General features: G+C 67.5%; 1 protein-coding gene and 1 pseudogene. Both read right to left on the bottom strand.

Annotated features, from left to right (window positions below; translation table 11 throughout):
- Positions 1-62 precede the first annotated feature (62 nt).
- Positions 63-1436 (bottom strand): IS30 family transposase, encoded by a 1374-nt coding sequence (locus tag AB0G16_RS38715; protein WP_362816009.1) that lies wholly within the window; start codon positions 1434-1436, stop codon positions 63-65.
- A pseudogene (locus AB0G16_RS38720) lies at positions 1327-1645 on the bottom strand (hypothetical protein); the annotation flags it as partial. The gene AB0G16_RS38715 and the pseudogene AB0G16_RS38720, both read right to left, overlap by 110 nt.

Below are 1645 nucleotides of genomic sequence, written 5' to 3' on the forward strand. Positions count from 1 at the left end.
ACTGCACCACCCCACTGCGCAGACAGGCGGCCTGGTAGGCGGCCGCAGTGTATTCCTTAGGTTCAAGGGGTCGTCGCAACACTGCTGCTCAGCAGCGAGTTTAGATGATCGTTGAGGGCCTCGGCGGGGGTCCTCCAGCCGAGGCTCTTGCGGGGGCGGGCGTTGAGCGCCGCTGCGACAGCAGCGATGTCGTCGGCGCTCCAGCGGGACAAGTCGGTACCTTTCGGGAAGTACTGGCGCAGTAGGCCGTTCGTGTTCTCGTTCGTAGCGCGCTGCCAAGGGCTGTGAGGGTCGGCGAAGAAGACCGGGACGCCCGTCTCGATCGTGAACTGAGCATGTGCTGACAGCTCCTTGCCTCGGTCCCAGGTCAGTGACCGGCGCAATTGCTCGGGCAGGGCGCCGATGGCGGCGGCGAGGGCGGTCTTCATCGTCTCGGCGCCATACCCGGCCAGCGGCGGCCCGTTCTTGGTCCGTGGGATGATGCCGTATCCCTCTTGGCGAGGTAGGTGGACCAGCATCGTGAAGCGGGTCGCGCGCTCAACCAACGTGCCGATCGCCGACCGTTCCAACCCGATGACCAGGTCACCCTCCCAGTGTCCTGGCACAGCGCGGTCATCAACCTCGGCCGGCCGCTCGCTGATCATCACCTCGGGTGTGACATGTGCCCACGCCTTGCGCTTGGAGCGGGCTCGGGGAGCCCGCAGCGCACGACCGGTACGTAGGCAGGCGACAAGCTCGCGCTTGAGCGCGCCCCGGGACTCGACGTAGAGGGCCTGGTAGATCGCCTCGTGGCTGATCCTCATGGACTCATCATCAGGGAAGTCGGCCTTCAGCCGGTTGGCTATCTGCTCCGGGCTCCAGGCTGTCACCCATCGGCGGTCTCCTCGGTGCGGCTTGTTTCGCCCTTTCCACGGTCCGGCCTCCGGCCCGAGTACCGTCCCGTCCGGCCCGTGGATCTGACCGGACAGCCGTTCCTGCACGTAGTGGCGCAGCCGATCGTTGGTGGCCAGCTTCGCCGCCTTTGGGCGCTGAGCCACCAGATCGGCCTTCCACTGCGCGACAGACGCGCGGTAGTCCAGCCGGCCGCCGCGGGTCGCGGCGTTACGCCGTAGCTCCCGGGAGATCGTCGACGGGTGGCGGCCGAGCCGCCGGGCTATCTCCCGAACCCCGACATCCTGCGCCTTCCAGATCGCGATCTCCTCGCGCTCCTGGAAGCACAGATAGCGGCCGGAGAGCGGGGCAAGATCCATCGGCGGCATGCCGCCACCATGCCGGAACCACCGACCACCCACAGCCTGCGACACCCCGACCGCAGCAGCCGCCTCTTCAGCAAGAAGCCCCTTCGCGATCTCTCGCCAGAATGCCCGCTCGATCTCCCGCCGATGCGCTGGAGCGCCCGGCGACTTCATCGGTGACCGCCCCGTCAACGCCTGCATCCATCCAGATGGCCGACCCATCAACACCTCCCAAATCGAGGTGTTGCGACGACCGATTGAATCCGCCTTCCGACCCGCGGTCCGAATGGAACACCACCCCGTCCACGGCCCCGCCCCGGGTGGCGACCGCCATCTGCAACGACGCGACCGTCAACGCGGCGTCGTGGTGCTCGCTCATCGCATAGCCGAGCAGCCGGCGGGAGAACAGG

Source organism: Streptosporangium sp. NPDC023615, from assembly GCF_040640155.1.
In the GTDB taxonomy this organism is placed as follows: Bacteria; Actinomycetota; Actinomycetes; order Streptosporangiales; family Streptosporangiaceae; genus Streptosporangium.